We start from the raw sequence: 21,046 nt of genomic DNA on the forward strand, positions 1-21,046 counted from the left end.
TCTTTGTTTGCACTTAATGAGCAAGTTACTTCCGCTTTTCTATTAAAATCTGTTTCTTTAATAAAGGAATATCCTTGAAATCACTCAATCCTGCTGTAAATGCAGTGGATGATCCAGCAGCAGTAGCCTCAATAAGAGCTTCCTCCAAGCCTTCCATTTGCATCATTTTTCCAGCGAAAACTGCTAGCATCGTATCTCCCGCACAAGCCGTATTCACAACTTTTCCTTTAGGAGCATTAGTCAGTAAAATATTGTCTTTATCCACATATAAAGCACCTTCTTCTCCACGAGATACTAAAATTCTCCTAGCCCCTTGATTCAAAAGTGTTTGAGCTGCAGCTATGAGTTCCTCCACTGATTCCAATGTGGGAACCCCCATAAGCTGAGCTAATTCTTCATCATTTGGCTTGATTAAATATGGATGATAGGGAAGACAATCTAGTAATCTAGAAGAACTAATATCTAAGATTAATGAAAATCCTTGTTCCTTCGATAATTGGGCAATGGTGACAAAAATTTCATCTTTCACTCCTCTTGGCAAACTGCCAGAAACAAATAGCGTGTCTTTATTTGTAAATGTTTTGATGTATTGAAGTAAGGCCTCTTGAGCAGTTGTATTAATTTCTGGTCCGCGATTGACTGCCTTGTATTCCTTTTCTCCAGACCGTATAAAGGTATTTATTCTAGTAATTCCATCTACTTTAATAAAGTTTGTGCCAATAGAGTTCTTGACTAATTCCTCTTCGATAAAGTTACCAGTGAATCCACCTAGAAATCCTGTGGCTGTATTGTCTATATTCAATTTTTTTAAAATAAATGAAATATTTATTGCCTTTCCATTCGCTTGATAACTTTCAAACGTACTACGATTTACAACAAAGGGAGAAAATTGTTCAAACTCTGTAAATAAATCTATGGCTGGGTTCATTGTGCATGTATAGATCACATTTTTTCCCTTCTTTCATATTAATCGATGTTTATTCCACTTTCATAATCAGCGCTGATTTCAGTTTCACTTTATACTCTAATTGTGGCACAATTAATCATGTAAATGTTTACAAGGTTAAACGTTTTCATTGTAAAACTTTTCTTTTGGAGATGGTTTAATGTCCAAGACGTTTTTAAATAGAGTGAAAAATCAATATAAAGAATTGAGTGAAACGGAAAGATATTTGATTGATTATATTAAGCAGCATTTAAATATCATTCCGCAAATCTCGATTGTGAAATTGAGCAGTCAAGCAAATGTTTCAACTGCAACCATTGTCCGTACGATGCAAAAGCTTGGTTATACCGGATTTACAGCTTTTAAGATTCATTTAAAAGATGAAGTGGACTCCAGTAGTGAATTTTCGATTGTGGAAAAGATAGATAAGAAGATTCAAGAGGCGATTTTAAAAAATGAACAAGAAGTGGTGAAAACGATTCAGCTTCTAGATAGCGGGACAATTGAGGATGCACTGCAAAAAATCATTCATTCAAGAAAAATCACCATCTTTGCGAGGGGATTTTCCGAGCTCATCGCAAAGGAAATGATGATTAAATTCCAGCTGTTAGGTAAGCATTGTGAGCTTCATGATGACCCTAATATTATTCGAACAATTAGCAAAAGAATAGATAAAAGAGATATCGTCATTTTTATTTCATTGAATGGAAAGACCAAGGAACTAGTTGAAGCCGCAAAAAATTGCCAAGATAATGAGGTAAGCACGATCCTGCTAACAGCCAATCAAAATAGTCCATTATATGAATTATGTGAAATTTCCTTAGTTGGTTTTAAATCAGAAACATCGTATTTTCCTGATTATGAGGTACGTTCACGCCTACCAATTCAAGTCATGGCTCGTATTATTTTAGATGCGTATGCCATTCGTACGGAGGAGAAAATGAGTTGAGGTCCTTTCAATAAAAAAGAGTACACCAGTCAAAATATCTTTTACTGGTATACTCTCAATTTCTATTCTTCTTTTGTTCTTTCATATGCTTCGAATAATAAACTAGTCATATTTTCAATGAAAATATCTATCATTTTTTCTCCTTTTTCCTTTGTTGCAAGAATAGCATTTCCGTAGACTCCACTTTGACTTAAATTACCTAGTGAAATAGTTGATTTTCCGTATAAGTTTGGTTTTTTCGGATATTCACTTACTGCCTTATCCATTTGGACCAGTTCCGGTTTTAGTGCAAGCATAAGCGATGTTTCGAATTCACATGCATGAATCATTCCATGCCAAGTAGGGGAGTCACAATGCATGTCTATGACTGATTCTATATTGGGATAGAATAGATAGATCACCGACATGTCTAGTTCATCCATTAATTCCCTTGCGGCATATTTCATGCTAGAGTTATTGGCATCATGCCCGTTTACTAGGACAAGAAGTTTAATCCCGTATCTGCTAACACTATGTGCAATGTCTTTTATAACGGCTTCAACGTGATGTTGTTGTATGGATAATGTACCAGGGATATCCCGCCAAACCCATGAGTAACCAAATGGTAGCGTAGGGAGGAGGAGAGCTCCCGTTTTTTCTGAGAGTTTTCGTGATATTCCTTCAGCTAAAAAAATATCAGTACCTAATGGCAAATGATGTCCATGCTGTTCTGTTGCTCCTAATGGTAAAATGGCTACAGGAAATGATGTTATTGCTTTAGCCACCTCATCACGGGTCATATGCAATATTTCTTTTGCTTTTCCCATTAATTGATGCACTCCTCAAGTAGTAATTGCTGAAAACTAATTGCAGCTTGTTTTATTGCTTCAAGATGATCTGTTGTAGCACCTCTTGGGACTAGTTCACTTCCGATGGCAAAGGATGAACAACCAGCTGATCTTAGTTCTAAAATATTTCTCTTATTGACTCCGCCTACTGCCATCCAATTCATTCGTGGAAAAGGACCTGATACATTTTTTATGAAGCTGGTACCAAGGTTTACTACAGAAAAAAGTTTAACAGTGTCAATACCTAAGCTAGCTGCTTGCATAATCTCACCGGGTGAAAAAACTCCGGGAAACATAGTTACATTTTTTGAGCGTACATATTTCGCTAATTCGCGATCCCAGCCAGGAGTAATAATGTAATTTGCTCCTGCTTTAAGAGATGCATCTACTTGTGAAGGAGTACAAACTGTTCCTACACCTAAATGGACTTGGTTAGGAAATGCTTGGGAAATTCTTCGAATACATTCTAAGCCTTTTTCTTCTTCACTAAGGGATACCTCTAACCAGCTAATACCAGAATCAAGTAAAGCTTGTGTGATTTCCACAACATGACCTGGGTCGACCCCACGGATAATGGCAATGATTGTATCTTTTTTCATTTTTTCACCCCTCAAATTGTGCTAACCATCTAGCTGGGTTTTTAACGAATATGGTATGAATGTCTTCTTGACTAATTCCTTCATCTAATAAACGTGGAATGAATTTTTTGATGATATATTCGAAACCAGGTCCTCCGCCATAAGCGTGGAGATAGCATTGACGTCCCATGTCCCCAGAAATCAGCAATTGCTTCACATAACCGTTTTCGATCATGTTTTTTATTAATTCAACTCTTGTGCTATCTGGATAATATTTGATTTTACTGCTCCCATCGAATTGCACATAAGCTCCTCGTTTAGCAAGTTGAAGGTGGTAGTAAGCATCCGCATTTCGATCGCTATGACCAACACCAACAAGACTTAAATCAATTCCTTCTTCTTCTAAAATATCAAGCATTTCCATTCCCATCGTTCCTGCTTCTGTATGCAACCAAATTGGAGCTCCCGTTTGGAGTTGTGCTCGGGCAACCGCACGAGTAACTTTTTCCTCTAAAGGATGAATAAGTTGGTTCCAGGAACCTGATTTTAAGAAACCTGCTTTTGAAGTTGTTCCGTCCATTCCAATGGTTACATCCCGAACTAGTTTTTGTGTGATTTCTTCTATCGTTAATGCTTCAACCCATTTTGGAAAGTATACATGTTTGTTAAACCCAGTAGTGGCGATCACATGAACACCTGTCTCAATTGACATTTGTCTCATTTTTCCTGCATCACGACCGTAATCTAAAGTGGTAGCATCAACGAGTGCATTTCCACCAGCTTTTTTAAATCTCCACAGCTCGCTAACACTAGCTTCATAGTCCGTTAATTCCAAATCACGATCTTTTTGTTGAGCAGGAGGGTTCGTCCATAAATGCTCATGACTATAAGTAAAGCCTAATTGTGAGGGTTCAATATCACCTAAGAGAGTTCTAATTTTTTTCAATGTAATCACTCCTTGATACTTTTGTTAAAAGAAAAGATAGTGTAATCCTCTATTCATTAATGAATTCCAAATAACATCCCAACTAAACGAATAATAACAGCAACAATGATCGCATCTGGAGAAGCAAACCATAGCCCTTCAATTCCGTATCCTTCTAGGTTAATAAGAGGGTATGTAATAGCAATCAATAACGACCATGAAAGACCAAGAACGAAACCGGCAACAATGGCTCCTCTTCGCCCACCTGTTGAATTTCCAAATACTCCAGCCGCTCCCCCCATGAAGAACAATCCAATAACAGATGGAAGTACAACTACTGGTAATACACTAGATATAAAAGTGACAATTAAACTACCCACTAATGCAGATAGGAAACCAAGTGTCACGGCAATCGGTGCGAATGAGAAGAAAATCGGAACGTCAAGTGCAGGTTTTGCACCGGGAACAATCTTTTCCCCAACACCTTTAAATGCAGGGACAATTTCACCAAGAAACATCCGAACTCCTTGGAGAAGTACTAATATTCCGACAACGAAGGTTAGAGCATTCATAATTGAAAATTGAATAGCACTTTGTCCGCTAGATATTTTTTGCATCGTCGCATGATCAACAAATAAAGAAGTTACAACATAGATGATGACCATAACAATTCCCATCAGAATACTCATATCTTTTAAAAAGTCGAGTGACTTAGGTACTTTCACATCTTCGGAGGACTTTTCTTTATTGCCAACAAGACCTCCAATGTAGCCTGAGAGTGAAATCCAAGAGCTTCCCCAAAAACCGAATGCAACATGGTTGTTTCCAGTTACTTTGCGAACAAATGGTTGAGAGATAGCAGGGAAAAATACCATGGAGATTCCTTGAATTATAGATCCTAGAATAATGGTAGTGATACTTGAAAATCCCATCAGATTAAAAACGATGGCCATCGTTCCTGCAAACGAAAACATCATATGCCCGGTCAAGAAAATATATTTCCATTTTGTAATACGTGCAATGACAAGATTAATAAGAAAAGAGAATAAAAGGATAAGAGCAGTTTCCTTTCCTAGAACAACCTGTACAGCGGCGACTAAGGAATTATCTTCGGCTACAATTCCTTTTAATCCAAATGCTTCTGTAAACATCGTGCTAAAAGGGACAAGTGCATTGACAATGATGTTTGAACCTTGTTGTAGCATAATAAAGCCAAAGACGGTTTTTAAGGTGCCTTTTATTATGTCGGAGGTTGATTTCCGTAAGGCAATAAGACCGACTGCTGCGATTATCCCTAAAATGATAGCTGGGTTACTTAGTATCGATGCAATCGTATGTAGCATGATTAGTTTCCTCCCTTAGAGAGACGTATAATTACGGGCATAACTTTCTCTTCAATCTCCTCTTTATCTAGTAAATTATTAATCGAAACAACCTCAACGGTCTCAGCAGATAACTCGGAAGCAATTTCACTAGCAGCTACCATAAAATCACAAGATTTCCCTTTGGCAGAGCCAAGATCTGTGGCCTCTCCATCTACATGAAATCCATGCTTCTTTGCTATAGCCTGAACATCCATTAATAACATTAAGCTTGTTCCAAATCCCATTCCACAGACTGCTACAATTCTCATTTATATTTCCTCCTTTTAAAAGACAGATAAAAATTCTTCTTTATTATCTGTTGTTAATAAAACATGTAGTTTTTCTTTATTACCTAAAATACCTGATAATGCTTGGAGCATTCCGATATGACTGGTACTATCAACTCCTCCAATGGAACAGACCAACCTAACTGGGTCATTGGAGGGGTGACCAAATACAACTTCCTTTTCTAAGCGAATAACGGAAATACATTGTTCATTTACACCATGCTCCGGTCGTGCATGTGGAATTGCGATTCCAGGTGCTAATACAATATAGGGCCCAACATCCTGATACCCTTTAATCATTGCCTCTACGTAGCTAGCTTCAACTTTCCCTGCTTGCACGAGTAATTCCCCAGCCTTCTGTATAGCAGCCTCAGCTGATTCTGCCGGTACATCGAGTTCAATCAATTCGTGGTTAATAGGAATGATCATCGTAATTCCCTCCCTAGGATTCTATGATTTGTATTTGTTTCTCCCATTTAAATGAATATCATATTGGTATCGATCAGAGCGGTTGGTCATTTCTACTACTTCAAAGGGAGTTCCATCTGGCAGAAAGGACGTCCTAGTAATATGAAGAACAGCTGAATAGGGAGGAATATGTAATTCTACTGCCTCTAAATCAGTTGCAATTCTTGCCTGAATTCTTTCTCGTGCACTTTCTAGTTGTATTTGGTAATCCACCTCTAACTCTTCGTATAAAGATTCCTTTGTAAGACCTTTTTCGAGAAATCCAGGTACATATTTAGAACGGATATAGTTCACCATGATGGCAATAGGCTCACCATCAGCACAGCGGATTCTTCTAAGACATATAATCTTTTCTCCTTTATCTAGCTTTAATTCACCGATTAATTTTCGGGAAGGCTCAATCTCACTAATATGAAGGTTAATTGTCTCAATTGTTTTGCCTTTTGACTTCATTTCTTCAGTCCAGCTTGTAATAGTACCAGCATCTTGAATGATTTTTTTGGATTGCACAAAAGTACCTCTGCCTTGATGCTTCATTACAATTCCGTCTTTTTCTAGATCCTCGATTGTTTTTCTAACCGTAATACGGCTAACGCCATACATTTTTTCAATCTCAGATTCTATCGGGAGAGAATCTCCTTCATTTAAATTCTCCTCGATATATTTTAATAATGTGATTTTTAATTGTTGATACAATGGTGTTTTGGAATTTCTATCTAACATAAGTATGAACTTCACCTACTTTTTCTGAATTGATTATAATGAATCTATTATGTAACCGTTAACAATATAATATCATTATAATGAATTGTGTCAATAATATTTAGAAAAATTAAAAGGTTATGATGAATTTTGATTAAATGATGATTTTATAAGGGGGTCATTTTATATTGAATGATTATGATGTATGCAATGCTTGAAGATAATATCAAACTGAAGAATATTTAAGAAGTATCAAAAAGGGAGGGAGGAGAGCTGCATAAGGATAGGACTAATTGAAAAAGATCTCTAAGCAATTTTAATAATCTTTTTTTCTTATCCCCTGAATGAAAAATGAGTAACAAGTTAGCTAATGATCTGGATCGGACTATCTAACTGGTAAAATAAGAATATCCTATAGATATTTGTCTTTACTTGGTATGACGAGTTATAGTGGATTATAGAAAAATAGATCAAGAAAAAGTGGTGAGGCATAGCAGGGGCTAAGCATTATTTTACTATTTCATAAAAAATTCCTAAGTCACTTGAATAATACTGAAAATTATGTAAAATGAAAATATATATTCTTCGCCCTAGCCGTTTTGCCGCGGAAGGAAGGGAAGAATCACTTGTGTTTTTATCCATTGACTGTTAAGATTGCATGTCCATTTTTTACAGAATGGTGCTCATGAATCATAAGCCAGTCCTATCACATGTTTTGTGGTGAGGACTGGCTTTTTTTATATAAAGAGAATGAAGGAGATGGGAGGGAAGATTGAGAAATAGAGTAAACGTTTATATGAGGATCTGCTTATTTCACGAAAACACTAATCAATTTTCTGATCTATCTACGAATTACATACTATTTCATTTTTTTTAAGAATGCTCTAAATGATGTAAATGAGATAGGGGGAGTTAGATGTCAAAGAGCGATGACTTTAGTAAAGTACTATCGCGTGCAGATGTTATTGTGCTAGCCTTTGGGGCAATGATTGGCTGGGGATGGGTCGTCTTATCAGGTGATTGGATTTCGAAGGCAGGATCAATAGGATCGATGATTGCCTTTTTTATTGGAGGCATCATGGTTATGTTTGTTGGATTGGTGTATTCGGAACTGACGACAGCATTGCCAAAGACAGGTGGTGCCCATCATTTTGCACAAGCAGCATTTGGTTCAAGAGCAGCCTTTGTTGTATCATGGTCTATTTTATTAGGCTATGTCTCAGTTGTAGCATTTGAGGCAGTTGCATTACCAACCGTTATTGAATATATATTTCCGAATTATCAAGTGGGTTATATGTGGACCATAGCTGGATGGGATGTTTATTTTTCCTGGGTAGCAGTCGGAATGGTTGGTTCGATTATTGTTACATGGATTAACTTTATTGGTGTAAAACAGGCAGCTGTTTTGCAACTTATCTTAACGGTTTTACTAGCCGTCGTTGGTCTTAGTTTAATTTTCGGTTCTGCGATTGGGGGAGAGGTAAAAAATATGGATCCCCTTTTCACTGGTGGGATGGCAGGATTAATGGGAGTAATGATTATGACTCCGTTTATGTTTGTAGGATTTGATGTTATTCCCCAAATGGCTGAAGAAATGAATATTCCTAAGAAAACAGTTGGTAAGGTCCTAATATTATCAGTTGCATTAGCGGTTCTTTGGTATATTCTCATTATTTTAGGTGTGTCATTATCTTTAAATGAGGGGCAGTTGAAAGTAGCTAGTCTACCTACAGCTGATGCAATGGGAGCCGTGTTTGGCTCTGCCGTGTTTTCAAAAATTTTAATACTCGGGGGGATTGCAGGGATTTTGACAAGCTGGAATGCTTTTATTATCGGTGGAAGTCGTGTGATGTATGCCATGGCACAAGACGGGATGCTTCCGAAATGGTTCGGTCAGATTCATCCAAAATATAAAACACCGAAGAATGCCATTTTGGTGATTGGATTACTTGCTACATTCTGTCCACTTCTTGGAAGACCTGCTTTAGTGTGGCTCGTAGATGCAGGTGGACTATCAATTGTCATCGCATACTTTATTGTTTCCGTTTCATTTGTCATTTTGAGAAAAACACACCCAGAACTTCAGCGGCCATTTCAAGCAGGGAAAAGTAATATTGTTGGTATTTTAGCTTCGATTTTGAGCATAGGATTTATCGTACTGTATATGCCAGGCATGCCGGCATCTCTTATCTGGCCCTATGAATGGGTGCTTTTTGGAGCATGGTGGATTGTTGGTCTGATCTTTTTCTCAAGAATTCCTAAAATGAAAAGTATCGATATTAGCACTACAACTTTTAAGGAGTGAAATCAAATGATGAAAACAGATGTACATGAAATGTTAATTGATTTAGATAAGAAGCACTTTATTCACCCAACCTCTTCTTTAAAACAACAACATGAAAGCGGTGCTCCATTTATTTTTTCAAGTGGTGAGGGGGTATATTTAACAGATACGAAAGGGAGAAAAGTGCTTGAGGGGATGTCTTCACTTTGGAATGTAAATATTGGGTACGGGCGGAAGGAGCTTGCTGAAGCTGCATATGAGCAAATGTCAAAGCTTGCTTTTACAAATTCGTTCTCCTCAATGAGCAATGAACCTGCCATAAGACTGGCTGCAAAGCTTGCAGAATTAGCACCTGGTAATTTAAATGCCGTATTTTTTACGTCAGGTGGTTCTGAATCAAATGACACTGCTTATAAATTAGTACGTTATTATTGGAAGCTGAAAGGTTTACCAGATAAGAAAAAAATTATTTCACAGAAGAAAGGCTATCATGGTGTGAATATTGGGGCTACTAGTGCCACAGGAATTTCTCCATTCCATACATTGACGAATTCACCAGCACCAGATTTTGTTCATGTAGACACCTTTTCTATTGATTCACTTAAGGCATGTATTGAAAAGGAAGGGGCAGATAATATTGCTGCATTTCTTACTGAACCTGTGCAGGGAGCAGGTGGAGTCAATATCGCACCTGAAGGCTATCTTCAAGAAGTGCGAGCCATTTGTGATGAACATAATATTTTGCTCATTGCTGATGAAGTAATTACTGGCTTTGGCCGTACAGGAAAAATGTTCGCTTGTGAACATTATAGTGTTGTTCCTGATTTGCTGCTCTTTGCAAAAGGCGTCACAAGCGGCTATATTCCGCTTGGCGGTGTAATGGTTACTGATGCCATACACCGTGAACTAGTTGAACGCTCAGATGGCACCCTTCTACATGGATATACGTATAGTGGTCATGCGACTGCATGTGCAGTAGGTTTGAAAAATATTGAAATTCTTGAAAGAGAAAACTTAGTTGAAAATTCAAGATTAATGGGTGAGGAGCTACTCAACGGTTTTAAAGAATTACAGATGGAATTTGATTTTATCGGTGAGGTCCGCGCACTAGGTTTGATTGGCGCGATAGAAATGGTTCATCCTATAACTAAGCAGCGTTTTGATTCGTTCATAGCTCCACGGGTAAGTGAAGAGGCAGCTAAAAGAGGGTTAATCGTTCGTACAGTTGTTTTCGAAGGGATGGATACGGTAGTTTTTTCACCACCGCTTATTATTAATAAACAAGAGGTTCAAGAGCTTATTTCTATTATGCGTGCAGCCCTCGCTGCCGTTCAAGAAGAGTTGTAAAGGGGGATTCGATTATGATAGTGGGACAAAAGGAAAAAGGAATTTTTATCAATGGGGAATGGCGTGATTCTTATTCCGGAACCGTTCGGGCGATTATAAATCCAGCAACATTAGAAAAGCTAACAGAAATTTCATATGGTGGGAAAGAAGAAGCATTGGAGGCTGTTGAGGAGGCAAAAGCAGCATTTCCTTCCTGGTCCAAAAAAACGGCAAGAGAGCGTTCGACATTTTTATATAAAGCATATGAAAAGATGCTTGAAAACAAGGAGCAGCTTGCTCAAATATTGACCTCGGAGCAGGGGAAGCCATTGACGGAGGCACGTACGGAAATTGAGTCTGCAGCAAGCTATTTATTATGGTATGCGGAGGAAGCGAATCGTGTATATGGGGAAATTATTCCGTCTTCAAAAGTAAATAGGCGATCACTTGTTATTCCACAGGCAATTGGTGTCATTGCAGCAATTACACCTTGGAATTTTCCAGCATCCATGGTCACTAGAAAATTAGGTCCATCCCTAGCGGCAGGTTGTACGGTTGTATTGAAGCCTGCTTCGCAAACTCCATTGACAGCAATGGCCATTGTAAAGATTTTTGAAGAGGTTGGTCTGCCAAAAGGAGTATTAAACTTAGTATCAGGTGATGCGAAAGGCGTTGGGGAGGCATTGACACAAAGTCCTGATGTACGCTTAATCACATTTACCGGTTCAACTGAAGTGGGGAGGGAGTTAATGAAGAACAGTGCCCAACATATTAAAAAGCTTTCTTTAGAGCTTGGTGGGCATGCCCCAATTCTGGTAATGGATGATGCGAATTTAGAGAATGCAGTTGACTTAACCCTTGCAAGTAAATTTAGAAACTGTGGGCAAACATGTATATGTGCCAATAGAGTGTATGTTCATAGGGAAATTGCGGATTCCTTTGTTGAAAAGCTTGCGGTTAAAGTGAAAAGTATGAAAATAGGCAATGGGATTGATGAAGCAACGGTGATTGGTCCAATGATTGATAGAAACGCAGTGGAAAAGGCAGCAGAGCATGTAGAGGATGCGGTTCATCAAGGTGCGACCATTATTACAGGAGGGAAGGAATGGCAAGGAAATTTAGGCGGACATTTCTATGAACCTACTATTCTTGTTGATGTTAATGATCAAATGAAGGTAATGAACGAGGAAACATTCGGACCGGTTCTACCAATAGAAACATTTGATTCAATTGAAGAGGTGATAGAAAAAGCAAATCAACTACCATATGGCTTAGCGGCTTATATCATGACTGAAAGTACAAATCGAGTCTTTCAGCTATCAGAAGCCCTTGAATACGGCATTATCGGTGTAAATGACGTATTCCCCGCCACCGCCGAAGCCCCATTCGGAGGCATCAAAGAATCAGGATTTGGAAAAGAAGGCGGCAAAGAAGGAATAATGGAATTCGTCGAAATGAAATACGTCTCCATAGGGATGACTAACTAAGGGGTCAGACCCCCACTGCGTTAAAGCGTTAAAACAGCGGGGGTCAGACCCCTATTGCGTTAATACGTTAAAACAGTGGGGGTCAGACCCCTTTATTTAACTATTCTTGCTTGCTTAGAAACCATATCGTAGACTTGGTTGTATTTTTGTTCTCTTTGTTTTGGGGCGGAGGATAGAATTTTGAGTTGGCGAGCTGCACTTTCGCAAACGATCCATCTTATCGATGGGTGCTGAATTTCGTCTAAGATAAAGTGTACGAGCTCTTGTTCTTCTTTAGAGAGGTGCTCTTTTTTTATTTCTTCAAGTATAGTCCCTATATTAGAGAGAACGGTTTCTAATGATTCTTGATTATTTCCAGATGAAAATGGGAACAGTATTTGTTGTTTTTGCTGTTTTGTTATTTCAATGTTTTTTTCTAGTCGAAGTATATTGTAGTCTAATATATCCGAACTTTTTGTATCAAGGTTCATTTGATTGCAGTATCTGAACTGGTACCCAAGACCCCCGGTGAAATGAGTGGCGAGATCCATTGCACTCTCTTCGATTTCGAAGCCATAGACATCAATCAACCGTTTTGCTAACCATTCTAATTCCTTATAATGGCTTTCCTCCATATATTTTTTTAATTGTTCATCGTTTTCCGCCATTGAAATATTATATAGCTCTAGTATTTTTTCGGTACTATAGATGGAATGCTTTACACGAAGTTGAGAATGAAAAATTTGTTTGCTATGAATATCTCCATCAACAATCAAACGTTGTTGCTGTTCTTCAACTTTTATATCAACCTCTTGAATGATGTATAAAATTATTTGAGATTTAGAAGAAAAGTGATTATAAAAAGTCCCTTTTGAAACACCTGACTTCTCCAAAATATCTTGAACCGAAGTATAATGATATCCTTTTGTTCGAAATAACGTTTTAGCTACTTCAATGATTTGTTCTTTTTTTGTCATTTGCTCTTCTCCTAAAAAATTATTGACATATATAGTATACCACCTTTATTATAATCAAGAAATATACCTGAGTATAAAAAAATATACACAAGTAAAAAAGAAAAGAAAGGTGTGTGTTCTATATGAACCAGATTTCCACTTTACCGGTAGATATAAAAGGAAAGCCCTTCAAAAGACCAGGTTTTGTTATTGTTCTTTTGGTAGGTGCTTTTATAGCGATCTTAAATCAAACGGTTTTAGTTATTGCTCTTCCAAAAATTATGGAAGACCTAAATGTTACAGCTAATAATGCACAGTGGCTCATCACTGCGTTTATGTTAATCAATGGAATAATGATTCCTGTTTCAGCATTTTTATTAAACCAGATTGCTAGTAGGAATTTATTTCTTCTTGCAATGGGATGTTTTGCTATTGGAACCGTCGTTTGTGCCATTAGCCCAACATTTCAACTTCTACTGATTGGTCGTATGATTCAGGCGGTTGGATCTGGCGTCATGCTACCCTTAATGCAAACATTAATGTTCATGATTTTTCCACCTGATCGTCGAGGAGAAGCGATGGGACTTGTTGGTATCGTCATTGCTTTTTCACCAGCAATCGGTCCAACTTTATCAGGGTGGATTGTTGATTCCTATCATTGGCATTATCTATTTTATTTAATTCTGCCAATTACAGTTATAGATATGATTCTTGCAATCTATTTTCTGAAAAACGTTATTCAGCTGACAAAACCAAAGTTGGATATTCTTTCAGTCTTATTAAGTAGTATTGGATTAGGAACACTTCTTTATGGAATTGGAATTGGAGGAGATAAAGGGTGGGGGAGTCCTATCGTATGGATCTCTTGTGGAATAGGTCTAATCGCATTACTTCTATTCTCTCTTCGTCAATTTAAATTAAAAGAACCAATATTAGAACTACGTGTATTTAAAAGCAAGGGATTTACAATAACTACGGTTATCGTTTCCATTATTTTTATGACAATGATTGGCTCTGAAATTTTACTCCCAATTTATACACAGAAGATTCATGGGTATTCTGCATTGCAATCAGGCTTAGTTCTTCTCCCAGGCGCGTTAGTATTAGGACTTATCTCACCTATTGCAGGGAAAATATTTGATATGTACGGAATAAGAAAACTTTCGATTGTCGGAATGGTTATCTTAACATTAGGTACTATACCTTTTTTATTTTTAAAACAGGATACATCCATTTGGTGGATTGTCACGGCCTATTCTTTAAGAATGTTAGGAATGGGGCTAGTTATGATGCCTTTAGCGACTGCAGGAATTAATGCGCTACCTCAAGCGTTAATCAGTCACGGAACTGCAGCTAATAATACAGTTCGTCAAATTTTTGCATCTCTAGGTTCAGCCATTATTGTAGGGGTCATGTCAACCTCAGTCAGTCAATACATTAGTCATCATGGGATGAATCAAGCACCACATCTATTATTCGACGCAACTATAAAAGGACTGAATAATGGATTTTTAGCTGCATTTATTCTTACTATCTTAGCATTTATTTTTTGTTTTTTTATTAAACAGCCTGTTAAGGATAATGCGCAATGATTTTTGTCACTCTGTTAAAGGAAACGATTATTCATGTTATTTAGTCGTTTTCTTCCCTGAAATGTTCTTGTAAGAATTGGTTGCTGTCGAAAAGTAAAGAAAGGAGTATGAAATGCGCTTAATAGAAATTATATATGCTATTTTAGCATTAGGTTTACTTTGGTGGTCTTTCTTTTCAAAAAAACAAAACTGGAAGATTATCATTCTACTATTATCTGCCATGCTCTTCCTGATAACACTACAATATAAAGTGGAAGGTTTCCGCTGGCAGATGATACCGTTATATGTAGTGCCAATCTTTTTAATCTTTTTTTTACGCGTAAATGTTTCTAAGAAATGGTTAAAGATTACTATGTCTATAAGCATATTCCTTTTTACTGTCATTGCCGTTAGTTTACCTTTCATCTTTCCTGTTTTTGCATTTAAGGAGCCTACCGGTAAATATGCAGTTGGCACAACAAGCTATACCTTCGTTGATCATGATCGGTTGGAGACGTACGAAAAAGATCCATATTCAAAAAGAAAGCTGGCAATACAGATTTGGTACCCTGTGAATAAAGATGAAAAAGGAAAATTTGCTCCATATATATCAGATATTCAACCAATTGCAAAAGGGCTAAAAAAGGCACTCCATTTGCCGTCATTCCTTTTCCAACAGCTAAGTTTAGTAAAAACTCATTCGATGTTAAATGTACATGTCTCACCAGAAAAGTCTAATTATCCTGTTTTAATTTTTTCCCATGGACTAACAGGATTTCGAAATCAAAATACGTTCGAAGTTGAAGAGCTAGCAAGCCATGGATATATTATTGTAGGAATTGATCATACATATGATGCTGCAGCAACGATTTTTACGGACGGTTCTAGTGCTGAAATTCGCTTTAAAAATTTATCCGGATTTGATGAACTGGATTCACATATTACTTTATGGGAAAAGGATGTTTCGTTTGTCCTTAATGAGTTAGAGAAGTTAAATAAAAATGATAGAAAAAATTTGTTCATCAATCGAATGGATCTAAATCAAATAGGTATGTTTGGTCATTCATATGGTGGTGCGACTGCCGTGCAAATGTTAATGAAAGATGACAGAATTAAAGCAGCTGTCAATATGGATGGTACCTTGTATGGAGAAAAAATTGAAGAAACTGGGGTGGAAAAGCCCTTAATGATTTTTAATGGGGAAAAAAGTATAGATTATAACGAGTATAAAAAAACACTTAATCAAGCTGATTCTCAATTGGATAAACCACTCAGTTATTATGAGAATAATTGGAAGGAAACAACAGAGCGAAGGGAGAATGCATTAGCTAATGGTGGGATATCTATTGAAATTCCTCATACGTCTCATATGAGTTTTACTGATTTTCCGCTTTTTTCACCTTTTTTTGCAAATAAAGGGGAAGATCCTAGATATGTTCATGAGGTAATTAATGCTTTTACATTACATTTCTTTGATTTCCATTTGAAAAATAAGCCCTTTCATTTAAATCAACTAAAGAAGGCTTATTCAGATATAAAAGTAAGTGAATAATCGTCTTCATATTAAATAGCCTTCATTTTCGAAGGCTATTTGTTGGATACTAAACATCATTGATAGATTTATCGTGAAACCTGTAATAGGTGCTATTCGTTTGTTACCATTTCGAATAATTCCACTACTAAAATAGTCTCATCATTTAATTCAATATCTATCTCTTTCCATGCTAATTTGTGGTCCTCTTGAAATTTTTCTATATCGTCACCATTTCCTTCGCCTCGAACAAGTCTTAAATCTGGGTTTCCAAAGGTTGTTTCGAATACTTCTTTCAATCTCACATTACATCGTGGATGACCATGTTTATCATATACCGTAACAATTTCTCCAACTGGTTCATATGTTTTTCTTAATTCTTCTTTTGAATATTCCTGTTTAGGAGCACAAGTAGCTGTTTTTTCTCCTTTTAGAATTTGTTGAATCAACATCTCGCCAATTCCATTATCCTCTTCCCAACCAAAAATCATTTGATATTTAGAAATTGCAACATCAGACATATTCATTCCTCAATTCTTTAAGTTTATGTAGATACAAGATTATCGCCTTTAAAAAATATTGACATATTTCCTATCCCACTATTATTATAATTAATATTTGTACTTAAGTATATAAAAGTATACTGTAGTCCAATAAATGTTTTAGGTCATGGTGAGGGGGGAAGTGGAGGTAAATAAAATAATTTGGTTATACAGTATTTAATTATGATTCATAAAAGTGAAAGAGATGAACAATTATTAATAGAAAAGAATTATCAATAAAAATTGAACAGAAACGACAAATATTAAATCTTTTTGCTAACGAAAAAGGGTTAACACATCCCGATACCATACGTTTCAGTCAAGAATTAGAGAAATATCTTCTAAACTATCAATTAACCTTCATAAAATTTCGTCATAGTGAGAAATAGATGATTCGGTAAAAAAGTAAATAGGCTTTGGGGGTCAGGCCCCCATTGCGTTAATACGTTAAATCAGCGGGGGTCAGACCCCTTAAAATAGACTTAAATTAGTTTCTACTTGCGAGAAAATAAAATGTGTGACCGTGTGAGCGAATGGACTGACATCATCAATAAATTCCTCTGCTTTTGGGAAAGATTCAAATTGCATTTTGAGCATATAACAGGCATTGCCAGCAATACGATAACAAAACTCTACATTTGGTAGTTGCTCGATATATTTTCTGAAAGCTTTGTAATCGCCATTTTTAATGGTTGCTTCAACGATACATTGAATCGGCGAACCTAATTTAGAATAATCGATTTCTAACGTGTATCTTTTTATTATTCCAAAGGATTCCATTTGTCGGACTCGTTCTGTGACTGAAGGGGAAGAAAGGTTGATTCTCCTCCCGAGTTCACTCATTGATAAACGACTATTCTGTTTCAATTCATTAATTATTTTTTTATTAATCTCATCAATTTTCATTTTTAAGGAAACTCCTCTATTTTTTATTAAATTCCATAACTAATAATTATTAATACATTACATATTTAATGTGAATGGTTCATTCTATTTTTTATACTAATATATAAGGTGGTGTTAATAATGGCAAGAATTAGTGAATCTACATTTGGAAATACTCCTTTCCAAAGACTTTTAGGACATAACGAAAAAGTAATGGAAGGGTGGTCTTACTTAGGAGATGTGTTAGAAAAGGATGGATTCCTCTCCTCAGAATTAAAGGAACAAGTAAGAAGAACTCTGGCTCAAAGCAATGGCTGTGAATATTGTAAAGCAAAAGGCAAGCCAGAGCCTGAAAAATTCAATGAGAAAATTTCTATTGCAGTCGGGTTTGCGGAAGTTTTTTTAAAGCAAAAAGAAAGTATACCAGATTCATCTTTTGAAATATTACAAGAATATTTTAACGAAAATGAAATAAGTGAGCTCTGTGCATTTATTGCATTTACAACCGCATCACAGTATTTTGGAGCCATGATGAAATTAGAAGCTGAAAATAAAATAGTAGAATAATAGAAAATTGAATTAGACTACGATTTATTAGTAACTGGCATATAAAAATAACAAAACTGTCCTTAAAAGGGGAGTTTTTTATAGATTTAATAGTTAGCATCAATCTTTTCTATCCAAATGGGGTAGCAGGAATGAAAAATAGAGTTGTCTATAAACAAAGGGGTCAGACCCTCTAATAGACAACTCTATACTAGGATTTACTAATCTGTAATTAATTTTGAAAAAATACTTAGATCAATAAACCTTCCTTTAGACTTTTCACATTTTCTCATTGTTCCTTCAAATGTAAAGTTTAGTTTTTGTAAAACTTTCACTGAACTTTTATTAGCAGGTTCAACTCTAGCTTCAATTCGATTCATGCCCAATGAGTTAAATGCATAATGAACAAGTGAGCTTATCGCCTCTGGAGCATATCCCTTTCCCCAATAAGCCTTACTAATTTCATATCCAAGTTCAACTTTAGAATGATCATAATCGAGAGAATTGTACCCACAAGAGCCAATTATATCTTGAGTGTCTTTTTTAATTATAGAATAGCGGATAGCCTTGTTTTCCTGTGATAAATGATTTAGTAATTCAATCATTTCCCTCGCTCGGCTTACATCAGTAAAGCGATCAATATTCATGTATTTTGTTACATCAGGATCTGACCAAATCGAAAATAAGCTTTCCGAATCTGATACATGAATTTTTCTTAATAATAATCTTTCCGTTGTTAACAGTTCCTTCATCAATAAGTTCCCTCCATCTGTTTTTTTATATCGGGTTACTATATTGATATCTGCGCATAATTCAGTCCCTTCTTGAAAAAGATAATTCTATTATATATTAGTAGATAGACAGGATTAAACTTTTAACATTTGCATCTGCAATAGATGGAAGGTCTATAATTCTAAAATGTCTTTTATTTTAAAATCAATTCAATTAATGCATGTACTTTTTATAACTTGTATAATCGAATAACTAAAAGAGTCTTATCCAACTATAGTGTCTTAGGATTATATTTGTTAATGTTATGTTTGAAAGGGAAGATCGATATGCCAAAGATAATGATCATTGAGGATAATGAAGACCTCAGAAAACTTTTAGAGAACTATTTAACGAAGTACGGCTATCAGTGTGTCGGATTAGATAACTTTGATCGTGTTTTGACAGAGTTTAGAGAGAATAGCCCTGATTTAGTATTGCTTGATATCAATTTGCCCTCTTTTGATGGGTTTTATTGGTGTAGACAAATAAGAAAGTATTCAAAATGTCCGATCATCTTTATATCTGCTCGTGAAGGAACAATGGATCAAGTGATGGCTATTGAGAATGGAGCAGATGATTATATTACAAAGCCCTTTTCATTTGAGATTGTAACAGCTAAGGTAAAAAGTCAACTTCGACGGACCTTGGGGGAATATGCGCTAAACCAAAAGGAGAAGGTGATTAATTTTGAAGGACTCAAGTATTATCCAGAGAAGCTTGAATTAGAGTTCAATGGCAAGAACTACGAGCTCTCGAAAAAAGAAGCGACAATGATAGCGCTACTTTTAGAGCGTGGAGATAAGGTAACGAGTCGTGATAGGTTAATGGAGAAAATGTGGGATACAGATATGTTTGTTGATGAGAATACGTTAAATGTATATATATCAAGAATTCGTAGGGTATTGAAGGAATTAGGGATCAATGATGCAGTAGAAACCATACGTGGAGCCGGCTACCGAATGAAAAAGACGTGGGAAGATAACCAATGAAAATCTTTCTAAGAAGTCATTTTGCATTACTATTTATGGTAATTGTACAAGGCGGATTCACATGGTTGTATTTTTGGTTTCTAGGATTTCAAGGATGGGGACATGTCCTTTATGTTTTGTTAATGCAAATCATTCTTTTTTGTATTTATTTAGCCTATCGGTGGATGAATGACTCACAGCTTTATAAATGGATAACTACCGATGAGAAAGAATTAAGGTATATACCTAGCTTTGGAAATGGTTATTTTAATAAAGTACTGCATCAGAAAATAATCGAGGAAAAAGATGCCGCTGATCAATTGATATTGGAAGGTGAGGCGGAGATTAAAGAAAAAGCGACCTTTATGAATCAATGGGTCCATCAAATGAAAACGCCGATATCAGTGATACAGCTAATGATTCAAGATTATGATGATCCAGTTTTCCAGGATATTCGAAAGGAAATATACAAATTAGAGATGGGATTAAAGACTGTTTTATATTCCTCTAGGCTATCCTTGTTTGAAAAGGATTATCAGATTGAAAGGATCCCTATCAATACATTTATAAAAGAACTTGTTAAAGAAAATAAAAGCCTGTTTTTTCAATTCAAGGTATATCCCAATATGATAATGAACGACCAAGATCTTTATATTCTTTCTGATAAAAAATGGATTAAGTTTGTCATTGAGCAAGTGCTGTCCAATGCATTAAAGTATTCAACCGAGAAGTCCAATAAGGTAGATATACGATTAGCAAAACAAAATGAACAAGTGATTTTAACCATTACTGATTATGGAATAGGTATTCCTGAACAGGATGTAAAGAGGGTATTTGAACCATATTTTACCGGTGTGAATGGAAGAAAGTATCATGAATCGACAGGGATGGGGCTCTATCTTGTTAAGGAAATATTAAATAGGCTCGCCCATGATTTCTCCATTGATACGGAGATAAACAAAGGAACTTCGTTTAGCATTATTTTTAATGTTTAGGAAAAAATAATTGTGGCCTTGCTGTATCTTCAGCAAGGTTTTTTCTTTTCAATTATTGATTAATGGATAAATGCAATGCACTAAACATGAATATATTCTAGCCATGTCTCTTCAGGTCAAAAACCGGATTTTCGTGGAAAGTTTTAGATCCAACTTTCC

The 21,046-nt window shown here is 36.1% G+C and carries 22 protein-coding genes; 10 read left to right on the forward strand and 12 right to left on the reverse strand.

Annotated elements, in window-relative coordinates; genetic code table 11:
* Nucleotides 1-25: 25 nt before the first annotated feature.
* Nucleotides 26-946, reverse strand: a complete 921-nt coding sequence (gene pfkB, locus I5818_RS03830) for a 1-phosphofructokinase (protein WP_209391857.1) — start codon at nucleotides 944-946, stop codon at nucleotides 26-28.
* A gap of 160 nt (nucleotides 947-1,106) precedes the next feature.
* On the opposite strand from pfkB, the gene I5818_RS03835 reads away from it, so the two are divergent.
* A complete protein-coding gene (locus I5818_RS03835) occupies nucleotides 1,107-1,895 on the forward strand; it encodes a MurR/RpiR family transcriptional regulator (RefSeq protein WP_078109608.1) in 789 nt (262 codons plus the stop codon).
* Nucleotides 1,896-1,957: 62 nt separating this feature from the next.
* Here the strand turns inward: I5818_RS03835 and I5818_RS03840 are convergent, their stop codons facing one another.
* The 7 genes from I5818_RS03840 to I5818_RS03870 are packed head-to-tail and all read right to left on the reverse strand — an operon-like array spanning nucleotide 1,958 to nucleotide 7,067.
* On the reverse strand, nucleotides 1,958-2,701 hold the full coding sequence (locus I5818_RS03840; RefSeq protein WP_071974750.1) for a creatininase family protein: 744 nt from the start codon (nucleotides 2,699-2,701) through the stop codon (nucleotides 1,958-1,960).
* Complete coding sequence (locus I5818_RS03845) at nucleotides 2,701-3,321, reverse strand: bifunctional 4-hydroxy-2-oxoglutarate aldolase/2-dehydro-3-deoxy-phosphogluconate aldolase (RefSeq protein ID WP_078109607.1); 621 nt, start codon at nucleotides 3,319-3,321, stop codon at nucleotides 2,701-2,703. The genes I5818_RS03840 and I5818_RS03845 overlap by 1 nt, the downstream gene beginning before the upstream one ends.
* A 4-nt stretch (nucleotides 3,322-3,325) precedes the next feature.
* Nucleotides 3,326-4,246 carry a phosphotriesterase family protein gene (locus tag I5818_RS03850; protein ID WP_071974752.1) on the reverse strand — a complete coding sequence of 307 codons (921 nt, stop codon included), beginning with the start codon at nucleotides 4,244-4,246 and terminating at the stop codon, nucleotides 3,326-3,328.
* Between the two features lie 56 nt (nucleotides 4,247-4,302).
* The gene (locus I5818_RS03855) at nucleotides 4,303-5,568 is read right to left on the reverse strand and encodes a PTS ascorbate transporter subunit IIC (RefSeq protein ID WP_078109606.1); all 1,266 of its coding nucleotides are present in this window, start codon (nucleotides 5,566-5,568) and stop codon (nucleotides 4,303-4,305) included.
* Between the two features lie 2 nt (nucleotides 5,569-5,570).
* Nucleotides 5,571-5,858, reverse strand: a complete 288-nt coding sequence (locus I5818_RS03860; RefSeq protein WP_071974754.1) for a PTS sugar transporter subunit IIB — start codon at nucleotides 5,856-5,858, stop codon at nucleotides 5,571-5,573.
* Nucleotides 5,859-5,873: 15 nt separating this feature from the next.
* The gene (locus I5818_RS03865; RefSeq protein ID WP_276532134.1) at nucleotides 5,874-6,305 is read right to left on the reverse strand and encodes a PTS sugar transporter subunit IIA; all 432 of its coding nucleotides are present in this window, start codon (nucleotides 6,303-6,305) and stop codon (nucleotides 5,874-5,876) included.
* A 21-nt stretch (nucleotides 6,306-6,326) separates the two neighbouring features.
* Entirely contained in the window at nucleotides 6,327-7,067 is a 741-nt protein-coding gene (locus tag I5818_RS03870; protein WP_058004645.1) for a GntR family transcriptional regulator, read from the reverse strand.
* 895 nt (nucleotides 7,068-7,962) lie between these two features.
* Here I5818_RS03870 and I5818_RS03875 point away from each other — a divergent pair.
* Genes I5818_RS03875 through I5818_RS03885 form a run of 3 tightly spaced genes read left to right on the forward strand, consistent with a single transcriptional unit; the run spans nucleotide 7,963 to nucleotide 12,143 of the window.
* Complete coding sequence (locus I5818_RS03875; RefSeq protein ID WP_078109605.1) at nucleotides 7,963-9,351, forward strand: APC family permease; 1,389 nt, start codon at nucleotides 7,963-7,965, stop codon at nucleotides 9,349-9,351.
* A gap of 6 nt (nucleotides 9,352-9,357) precedes the next feature.
* Complete coding sequence (locus I5818_RS03880) at nucleotides 9,358-10,677, forward strand: aminotransferase family protein (protein WP_078109604.1); 1,320 nt, start codon at nucleotides 9,358-9,360, stop codon at nucleotides 10,675-10,677.
* Between the two features lie 14 nt (nucleotides 10,678-10,691).
* A complete protein-coding gene (locus tag I5818_RS03885; protein ID WP_078109603.1) occupies nucleotides 10,692-12,143 on the forward strand; it encodes an NAD-dependent succinate-semialdehyde dehydrogenase in 1,452 nt (483 codons plus the stop codon).
* Nucleotides 12,144-12,235: 92 nt separating this feature from the next.
* Here I5818_RS03885 and I5818_RS03890 read toward each other — a convergent pair whose 3' ends face one another.
* Nucleotides 12,236-13,099, reverse strand: a complete 864-nt coding sequence (locus I5818_RS03890) for a TetR/AcrR family transcriptional regulator (protein ID WP_078109602.1) — start codon at nucleotides 13,097-13,099, stop codon at nucleotides 12,236-12,238.
* A gap of 122 nt (nucleotides 13,100-13,221) precedes the next feature.
* Here I5818_RS03890 and I5818_RS03895 point away from each other — a divergent pair, with 122 nt between their 5' ends.
* Entirely contained in the window at nucleotides 13,222-14,670 is a 1,449-nt protein-coding gene (locus I5818_RS03895; RefSeq protein ID WP_078109601.1) for an MDR family MFS transporter, read from the forward strand.
* Between the two features lie 112 nt (nucleotides 14,671-14,782).
* On the forward strand, nucleotides 14,783-16,201 hold the full coding sequence (locus I5818_RS03900; RefSeq protein WP_078109600.1) for an alpha/beta hydrolase family protein: 1,419 nt from the start codon (nucleotides 14,783-14,785) through the stop codon (nucleotides 16,199-16,201).
* 92 nt (nucleotides 16,202-16,293) lie between these two features.
* Here I5818_RS03900 and I5818_RS03905 read toward each other — a convergent pair whose 3' ends face one another.
* Nucleotides 16,294-16,701 (reverse strand): ASCH domain-containing protein, encoded by a 408-nt coding sequence (locus I5818_RS03905; RefSeq protein ID WP_078109599.1) that lies wholly within the window; start codon nucleotides 16,699-16,701, stop codon nucleotides 16,294-16,296.
* A 263-nt stretch (nucleotides 16,702-16,964) separates the two neighbouring features.
* On the opposite strand from I5818_RS03905, the gene I5818_RS26410 reads away from it, so the two are divergent.
* A complete protein-coding gene (locus tag I5818_RS26410) occupies nucleotides 16,965-17,111 on the forward strand; it encodes a Spo0E family sporulation regulatory protein-aspartic acid phosphatase (RefSeq protein WP_352523797.1) in 147 nt (48 codons plus the stop codon).
* An 82-nt stretch (nucleotides 17,112-17,193) separates the two neighbouring features.
* Here I5818_RS26410 and I5818_RS03915 read toward each other — a convergent pair whose 3' ends face one another.
* Nucleotides 17,194-17,628: an Lrp/AsnC family transcriptional regulator gene (locus tag I5818_RS03915; RefSeq protein ID WP_078109598.1), complete on the reverse strand. Its 435-nt coding sequence runs from the start codon at nucleotides 17,626-17,628 to the stop codon at nucleotides 17,194-17,196.
* A gap of 120 nt (nucleotides 17,629-17,748) precedes the next feature.
* Between I5818_RS03915 and I5818_RS03920 the strand changes: the two genes are divergently transcribed.
* A complete protein-coding gene (locus I5818_RS03920; protein WP_078109597.1) occupies nucleotides 17,749-18,174 on the forward strand; it encodes a carboxymuconolactone decarboxylase family protein in 426 nt (141 codons plus the stop codon).
* 200 nt (nucleotides 18,175-18,374) lie between these two features.
* On the opposite strand, the gene I5818_RS03925 is transcribed toward I5818_RS03920, so the two are convergent.
* Nucleotides 18,375-18,905, reverse strand: a complete 531-nt coding sequence (locus tag I5818_RS03925) for a GNAT family N-acetyltransferase (protein ID WP_078109596.1) — start codon at nucleotides 18,903-18,905, stop codon at nucleotides 18,375-18,377.
* Between the two features lie 306 nt (nucleotides 18,906-19,211).
* On the opposite strand from I5818_RS03925, the gene I5818_RS03930 reads away from it, so the two are divergent.
* Nucleotides 19,212-19,913, forward strand: a complete 702-nt coding sequence (locus tag I5818_RS03930; RefSeq protein ID WP_078109595.1) for a response regulator transcription factor — start codon at nucleotides 19,212-19,214, stop codon at nucleotides 19,911-19,913.
* Nucleotides 19,910-20,887: a sensor histidine kinase gene (locus I5818_RS03935; protein ID WP_078109594.1), complete on the forward strand. Its 978-nt coding sequence runs from the start codon at nucleotides 19,910-19,912 to the stop codon at nucleotides 20,885-20,887. Before I5818_RS03930 ends, I5818_RS03935 begins: the two co-directional genes overlap by 4 nt.
* Nucleotides 20,888-21,046: the final 159 nt, after the last annotated feature.

The organism is Heyndrickxia oleronia (genome assembly GCF_017809215.1).
GTDB classification, from domain to species: Bacteria; Bacillota; Bacilli; order Bacillales; family Bacillaceae_C; genus Heyndrickxia; species Heyndrickxia oleronia.

Coding starts and splice junctions, on each gene's coding strand:
- I5818_RS03835 (WP_078109608.1), top strand. CDS start 1,107: ATGTCCAAGACGTTTTTAAATAGAGTGAAAAATCAATATAAAGAATTG.
- I5818_RS03840 (WP_071974750.1), bottom strand. CDS start 2,701: ATGGGAAAAGCAAAAGAAATATTGCATATGACCCGTGATGAGGTGGCT.
- I5818_RS03845 (WP_078109607.1), bottom strand. CDS start 3,321: ATGAAAAAAGATACAATCATTGCCATTATCCGTGGGGTCGACCCAGGT.
- I5818_RS03855 (WP_078109606.1), bottom strand. CDS start 5,568: ATGCTACATACGATTGCATCGATACTAAGTAACCCAGCTATCATTTTA.
- I5818_RS03860 (WP_071974754.1), bottom strand. CDS start 5,858: ATGAGAATTGTAGCAGTCTGTGGAATGGGATTTGGAACAAGCTTAATG.
- I5818_RS03865 (WP_276532134.1), bottom strand. CDS start 6,305: ATGATCATTCCTATTAACCACGAATTGATTGAACTCGATGTACCGGCA.
- I5818_RS03870 (WP_058004645.1), bottom strand. CDS start 7,067: ATGTTAGATAGAAATTCCAAAACACCATTGTATCAACAATTAAAAATC.
- I5818_RS03875 (WP_078109605.1), top strand. CDS start 7,963: ATGTCAAAGAGCGATGACTTTAGTAAAGTACTATCGCGTGCAGATGTT.
- I5818_RS03880 (WP_078109604.1), top strand. CDS start 9,358: ATGATGAAAACAGATGTACATGAAATGTTAATTGATTTAGATAAGAAG.
- I5818_RS03885 (WP_078109603.1), top strand. CDS start 10,692: ATGATAGTGGGACAAAAGGAAAAAGGAATTTTTATCAATGGGGAATGG.
- I5818_RS03890 (WP_078109602.1), bottom strand. CDS start 13,099: ATGACAAAAAAAGAACAAATCATTGAAGTAGCTAAAACGTTATTTCGA.
- I5818_RS03895 (WP_078109601.1), top strand. CDS start 13,222: ATGAACCAGATTTCCACTTTACCGGTAGATATAAAAGGAAAGCCCTTC.
- I5818_RS03900 (WP_078109600.1), top strand. CDS start 14,783: ATGCGCTTAATAGAAATTATATATGCTATTTTAGCATTAGGTTTACTT.
- I5818_RS03905 (WP_078109599.1), bottom strand. CDS start 16,701: ATGTCTGATGTTGCAATTTCTAAATATCAAATGATTTTTGGTTGGGAA.
- I5818_RS03915 (WP_078109598.1), bottom strand. CDS start 17,628: ATGAAAATTGATGAGATTAATAAAAAAATAATTAATGAATTGAAACAG.
- I5818_RS03920 (WP_078109597.1), top strand. CDS start 17,749: ATGGCAAGAATTAGTGAATCTACATTTGGAAATACTCCTTTCCAAAGA.
- I5818_RS03925 (WP_078109596.1), bottom strand. CDS start 18,905: ATGAAGGAACTGTTAACAACGGAAAGATTATTATTAAGAAAAATTCAT.
- I5818_RS03930 (WP_078109595.1), top strand. CDS start 19,212: ATGCCAAAGATAATGATCATTGAGGATAATGAAGACCTCAGAAAACTT.
- I5818_RS03935 (WP_078109594.1), top strand. CDS start 19,910: ATGAAAATCTTTCTAAGAAGTCATTTTGCATTACTATTTATGGTAATT.